At 73.8% G+C, this 6,025-nt stretch carries 5 protein-coding genes and 1 pseudogene; 4 read left to right on the top strand and 2 right to left on the bottom strand.

Annotated elements, in window-relative coordinates:
* Positions 1-97: 97 nt before the first annotated feature.
* Together H5J33_RS20325 and H5J33_RS20330 are read right to left on the bottom strand one after the other, a co-directional pair.
* Positions 98-1,264: an esterase-like activity of phytase family protein gene (locus H5J33_RS20325; RefSeq protein WP_181796356.1), complete on the bottom strand. Its 1,167-nt coding sequence runs from the start codon at positions 1,262-1,264 to the stop codon at positions 98-100.
* 143 nt (positions 1,265-1,407) lie between these two features.
* The gene (locus H5J33_RS20330; RefSeq protein WP_181796357.1) at positions 1,408-2,358 is read right to left on the bottom strand and encodes an NADP-dependent oxidoreductase; all 951 of its coding nucleotides are present in this window, start codon (positions 2,356-2,358) and stop codon (positions 1,408-1,410) included.
* A gap of 82 nt (positions 2,359-2,440) precedes the next feature.
* Between H5J33_RS20330 and H5J33_RS20335 the strand changes: the two genes are divergently transcribed.
* From H5J33_RS20335 to H5J33_RS20350, 4 genes and pseudogenes are all read left to right on the top strand, one after another.
* Complete coding sequence (locus tag H5J33_RS20335; protein WP_181796358.1) at positions 2,441-2,740, top strand: hypothetical protein; 300 nt, start codon at positions 2,441-2,443, stop codon at positions 2,738-2,740.
* Positions 2,741-2,890: 150 nt separating this feature from the next.
* Entirely contained in the window at positions 2,891-3,913 is a 1,023-nt protein-coding gene (locus H5J33_RS20340; protein ID WP_181796359.1) for a phosphotransferase family protein, read from the top strand.
* Positions 3,914-3,919: 6 nt separating this feature from the next.
* Positions 3,920-5,134 carry an acyl-CoA dehydrogenase family protein gene (locus H5J33_RS20345; protein ID WP_181796360.1) on the top strand — a complete coding sequence of 405 codons (1,215 nt, stop codon included), beginning with the start codon at positions 3,920-3,922 and terminating at the stop codon, positions 5,132-5,134.
* 147 nt (positions 5,135-5,281) lie between these two features.
* Positions 5,282-6,025: pseudogene (locus tag H5J33_RS20350) on the top strand (PucR family transcriptional regulator ligand-binding domain-containing protein); the annotation flags it as partial.

Below are 6,025 nucleotides of genomic sequence, written 5' to 3' on the forward strand. Positions count from 1 at the left end.
CCTCCCTGCGGCACGGCACGGCGCTCTTCAACCCCGAGGGCACCGGCGCCGCTCTGGCCGCCCTCACCGCGCGTCGGCGGTCGGCCCTCCCCGCGCCTCAGCGGTCGCGGAAGGCGAGGGCGACGAACTGGGTGGCCTCGTCCTCGGCGAAGTTGTCGTCGCTGACCAGGAGCAGGGTCCGTTCGCCGCTGGACAGCCGGGGGCCCCAGGTCAGGCCCTCGGTGTTGACGACGGTGCTCAGCCCCAGGCCGTCGAAGTCGGCGACCAGTTTCTTGCGCATCGGCACGACCGTCCGGCCGGCCAGGGAGGACATGCGCCGTACGTCGGTCGCGCCGCGCGTGGTGGCGTCGAAGACGCGGATCTTGTAACCGGCTCCCGCGACCCAGGTGCGTTCGAGGACCAGGTAGCGGTCGGGGTCGTCGGGGAAGGCGAGGATCGCGGCTACGCCGGTGTCCGGTCCCCAGGGGCTGGACGGGTCGGAGGCGGTGAAGATCTTCTCCAGCGGGTAGGCGAACTGCCGGAGCACCGCGCCGTGGCGGTCCTGCCGGGTCACCCGGACCAGGGCGCCGTGCCGCAGGTCGGGTTCCGGGCCGTCCTGGATCAGCGGGCCCTCCAGGGCGCTGGTGAACGTGGCGCCCCGGGCGCCGAACGTGATGGCCTCCACCCCCTTGTTCCGCCGCGGCCCCCGCTCCTCCCGCGTGTACCGGTAGTCGGCCGGCAGCGGGAACGTGCCGCGGTAGGCACCCGTGGGGTCGGCGATCCGGACGGACTGCTGGATCAGCGGGTCGTCCGCCGACGCCGGCCGGTCGCCCTCCTGCGACCACCAGTAGCGGCAGCTTCGCGGGTCCACGCGCAGCTCCTCCGGGTCCACGGCCTTGCCGTCGCGGGCGCTCGCCGGCGGGTGGACCGAGCCGTCCGGCTGCCGCAGCGGGTGGGTGCCGGTGAAGTCGACGGAGCGCACGCCGGTGCCGTCCACGGCGATCCGGGCGGTGTAGAAGCGGGCGGGCTGGAGCACCGAGCGGTCGTCGCTGATCATGACGTACTCGCCCGTGCAGGGGTTGCGGTCGATGCCGGACAGCCCGCCGACGGTGGTGCCGCGGAAGGCGAGCCTGTGGGGGACGATCCGCTCCCCCAGCAACCGCGCGTGCCCGCCGATGTCCGGCGCCTCGGCGTGACCGGCCGGCCGGGCCGCCGCCGCGGGCGCCACCGTGGTGACCATCATGAGCGCCACGGCGCACGCGCGGCGGATCAAGGAAGTTCGCATGGGGTCGATCTTGGACCGGCGCACGCCCCCGGCGCAGTTACCCGTTCGTGTGAACGTCGGTCACGAAGGCCCCTGCGACGGCACGAACATTCCGCTCAACTCTGCATTTTTCGCACCGCGGTCACCGCTCCGGGCGGGACACCCTATGCCCGGCCCTCCCCGGACCCCCGGTCCACGGTGACCACGATCTTGCCTCGGGTGTGGCCCTCCTGGTTCAGCCGGTGGGCCTCCGCCGTGCGCTCCAGCGGGAAGGCCTGCTGGACGTGGACGGACAGGACGCCCTGGTCCGCCCACTCCGACAGGCGCGCCAGGTCGTCGGCGTCCGGGCGGACGAAGACGTACCGGCCGCCGTACTCGCGCACCCCCGGGTCGGTGATCGAGGCCAGCCGGCCCTCCGGGGCGAGGAGGCCCGCGGAGACCGTCAGCGTGTCGCCGCCGACGGTGTCGAAGATCGCGTCCACTCCCTCGGGGGCGAGCCCGCGCACCCGTTCCGCCAGTCCCTCGCCGTAGGCCACGGGCTCGCCGCCCAGGGTGCGGACGTAGTCGTGGTTGGCCTCGCCCGCCGTGCCGAGGACGCGGGCGCCGAGGTGGGCGGCGATCTGGACGGCGAGCGAGCCGACGCCGCCGGCCGCCGCGTGCACCAGGACGGTCTCGCCCCGTTTGACCTGGAGCGCCTTGACCAGCACCTGGTAGGCGGTGAGGCCGGCCAGCGGGAGTCCGGCGGCCTCCTCGAAGGACAGGGTGCGCGGCTTGCGGGCCAGCGTGCGCACCGGTGCGGCCACGTACTCGGCGCAGGTGCCCCGGGACAGGAAGTCCTCGCGGACGTAGCCGATGACCTCGTCCCCGGGGGAGAACTCGGTGACGGCGGCGCCGGGGCGGACGACCACCCCGCCGACGTCCCAGCCGGGGATCACCGGGAAGACGGGGTCCAGCAGGGAATCCAGGTAGCCCTCGCGGCACTTCCAGTCGACCGGGTTGACGGCCGCCGCGCGCACCTCGACCAGCACCTGGTCGGGGCCCACCTTGGGGTCCCGCAGCTCGCCGTACTCCAGCACCTCGGGTCCGCCGTAGCGGCGGTAGCTGATGCCCTTCATGCCCTCGACCCTCCGGGGTACTCGTGCGCCACGCAACCGGGACGATCCGTCGCCGGCCCCCGTACCCCCGGAGGTGAGCGCCATGACCACCCTCCACCAGGAACACACCGCCCACGGGTCGCACCGCCACGGGCCGGACTGCGGGCACTGCGCGGTGCCGCACGGCGATCACGTCGACTACGTCCACGACGGGCATCTGCACCGGGAGCACGCGGGCCACTGGGACGAGTGCGAGCCGGCCGGGCACTCGGTCCACCGGGACCACACGCACGTGCACCACGAGGAGTGCGGGCACGCCCAGGTGCCGCACGGCGACCACGTCGACTACCTGCACGGCGGCCACCGGCACGCCGAGCACGGGGACCACTGGGACGACCACTGACGCACGTGACGCACGGGTCCGGTCCCGTGGGGGCCGCGGGCTTATCGTGGGCCGTATCACGTTCGGCGATCTCCGCTCCCGCACTGGACGGCATACCGACCGGTCGGCATCATGGGTCGGGTCCTGTTCACCCGTCTCCAGGAGTGATGTATGAGCGCCGACCACCCGCCCGGGCTGGACCTGGACCGGCTGCGCGTCCTGCTCGACCGCGAGCGCCCCGGCCTGGTGCACGGTCCGCTGACCGGACGACTGATCGAGGGCGGACGGTCGAACCTCACCTACGCACTCCGCGACGACCGCTCGAAGTGGGTCGTCCGCCGGCCCCCGCTCGGCCATGTGCTGGCCACCGCGCACGACATGAGACGCGAACACCGGGTCATCAGCGCCCTGCACCCGACCCGGGTGCCGGTCCCGCGCCCGGTGCTGCTGTGCGAGGACGAGGAGGTGCTCGGCGCCCCGTTCTACGTCATGGAGTTCGTCGAGGGCACCCCGTACCGCACCGCCGGCCAGCTCGCCCCGCTCGGCCCGGAGCGCACCCGGGAGGCGGTGCTGTCCCTGGTGGACACGCTGGTGGAGCTGCACGCCGTGGACCCGGCCGAGGTGGGCCTCGCGGACTTCGGCCGCCCGGAGGGCTTCCTGGACCGGCAGCTGCGCCGCTGGGGCAAGCAGCTCGACGCCTCCCGCAACCGCGACCTGCCGGGCATCGACGAGCTGCACGGCGCGCTCGGCCGCGCCCTGCCCGCCTCCCCCGCCGCGGCCGTCGTGCACGGCGACTACCGTCTGGACAACGTCCTGATCGGCGAGGACGACAGGATCAGGGCGATCCTCGACTGGGAGATGTCCACCCTCGGCGACCCGCTGACCGACCTCGGCCTGCTGGTGATGTACAGCCGGCCGCTGGGCATGCCCGACTCCCCCGTCTCCACGACCGCCGAGGCGCCCGGCCACCCCTCGCCCCGCGAGCTGGTCGAGCGGTACGCCGAACGCTCGGGGCGGGACGTGTCCGCCGTCTCCTGGTACGAGGCGTTCGCCTGGTTCAAGCTCGCCGTGATCCTGGAGGGCATCCACTACCGCTACACGCTCGGCCAGACGGTCGGGCGCGGCTTCGACCGCATCGGCGACCTCGTTCCCGTCTTCATCCACCACGGACTGACCACCCTTCAGGAAGGCTGACCGCACATGGACTTCGCGTTCGACGCGCGTACGGAGGAACTGCGCGCCCGGCTGCTCGCCTTCATGGACGAGTACGTCTACCCGGCCGAGGCGGTCGCCGAGGAGCAGCGGGCCGCGCTCGCCTCGCCGTGGGACACCCCGGCCGTGGTGGAGGAGCTGAAGGCCGAGGCACGCCGGCAGGGCCTGTGGAACCTCTTCCTCCCGGACGCCGGGTACGGCGCCGGGCTGACCAACCTCCAGTACGCGCCGCTCGCCGAGATCACCGGCCGCTCCCCGCACCTCGCGCCCACCGCGACCAACTGCGCGGCGCCCGACACCGGGAACATGGAGGTGCTGGCGCAGTTCGGCACCGAGGAGCAGAAGAAGCGGTGGCTCGAGCCGCTGCTCGCCGGCGAGATCCGCTCGGCGTTCGCGATGACCGAGCCGGAGGTGGCCTCCTCGGACGCCACGAACATCACCACGCACATCGAGCGGGACGGCGACGAGTACGTCATCACCGGCCGCAAGTGGTACATCTCCGGCGCGATGAACCCGGACTGCGCGATCTTCATCGTGATGGGCAAGACGGACCCGGACGGCGCCGACATCCGCCGCCAGCAGTCGATGGTCCTGGTGCCCCGCGACACCCCGGGCGTCACCGTGCAGCGCGCGATGCGGGTGTTCGGCTACGAGGACCACTCGCACGGCGGTCACGCCGAAGTCGTCTTCGACCGGGTGCGGGTACCGGTGGCCAACCTCGTCGGCGAGGAGGGCGGCGGCTTCGCCATCGCCCAGGCCCGGCTCGGCCCCGGCCGCATCCACCACTGCATGCGGCTGATCGGCATGGCCGAGCGGGCGATCGAGCTGATGTGCCGGCGGGCGGTGTCCCGTACCGCGTTCGGCAAGGCGCTGGCCCAGCAGGGTGTCGTGCAGAACTGGATCGCCGACGCGCGGGTCACCGTGGAGCAGCTGCGGCTGCTGGTGCTGAAGACGGCCTGGCTGATGGACACGGTCGGCAACAAGGGCGCGCACACCGAGATCCAGGCCATCAAGATCGCCACGCCGCGCGCGGTGGTCGGCATCCTGGACCGGGCGATCCAGCTGCACGGCGCGGGCGGGGTGAGCCAGGACTTCCCGCTGGCCGAGCTGTACGCCAGCGCCCGCACGCTGATGCTCGCCGACGGCCCGGACGAGGTGCACCAGCGGTCGCTGGCGCGCCGGGAGCTGAAGAAGTATCTCTGACGCCTCACCGGGCGCGTGGCACCACGGCCCCGGGCAGCCGCGCCGGGACCGTGGTGCCGCACCCGTTGAGCGCGGGCCCGGTGTGTGGTGTCGTACCTCTTCCAGGAGCGGCCGGACGCGGCCGTCCGTGGGACGAGGGGGACACGCGTGACCGGCTTACGGGAGCACGCCGCGTGGGAGACGGCCGCCGGGCCCCAGGTGACCCTGGAGCGGCTGCTGTCGGTCGTGGGCCCCGGGGCCCTGGAGCTGGACACGGCGCCCGGCGGCCTGGCCGTGGCCGTGGGCGGCGCCACCGTGCTCGATGCGCTGGCGCCCGAGGTCCGGCCCGGGGAGCTGGTGCTCGCCGTCGGTGTCGCGGCCGGGTCGGCCCAGGCGGTGGACGTCGTACGCCGGGCCGGTGCCGCCGGGGCCTCGGGGGTGGTCTTCGGCCCGGAACGCCCCGAGGGGGCCCTCGGGGTCCTGCGCTCGGCGGCCCAGGAGGCCGGTACGGCGCTGCTGTTCCGCACCTGGTACCGGTGGGAGGAACTGGTGGCGGTGCTCCGGGCCGGGCTCGCCGCGGCGGGGGCACCGCCGTTGCCGGCCGCCCGGAGCCTGGTGCTGGGCGATCTCGACGGGCTGGCCGACGCGGTGGCCGCCCTGGTCGGCGGCTCGGTGACCATCGAGGACACCGAGTCGCGGGTGCTGGCGTACTCCTCGACGGAGGAGAACGTGGACGAGATGCGCCGGCTGACCATCCTCGGGCGGCGCGTGCCCGCCTGGCGGGTGGCCGCGATGCGCGACGCCGGGTTCTTCCGCGCCCTGTGGACCACGGACGACGTGCTGCACCGGCGCGCCCAGGGCGACAACCCCGAGCGGCTGGTGTGCGCCGTCCGGGCGGGCGGCGAGGTGCTG

This window comes from Streptomyces sp. WELS2, from assembly GCF_013870595.1.
Lineage (GTDB): Bacteria > Actinomycetota > Actinomycetes > Streptomycetales > Streptomycetaceae > Streptomyces.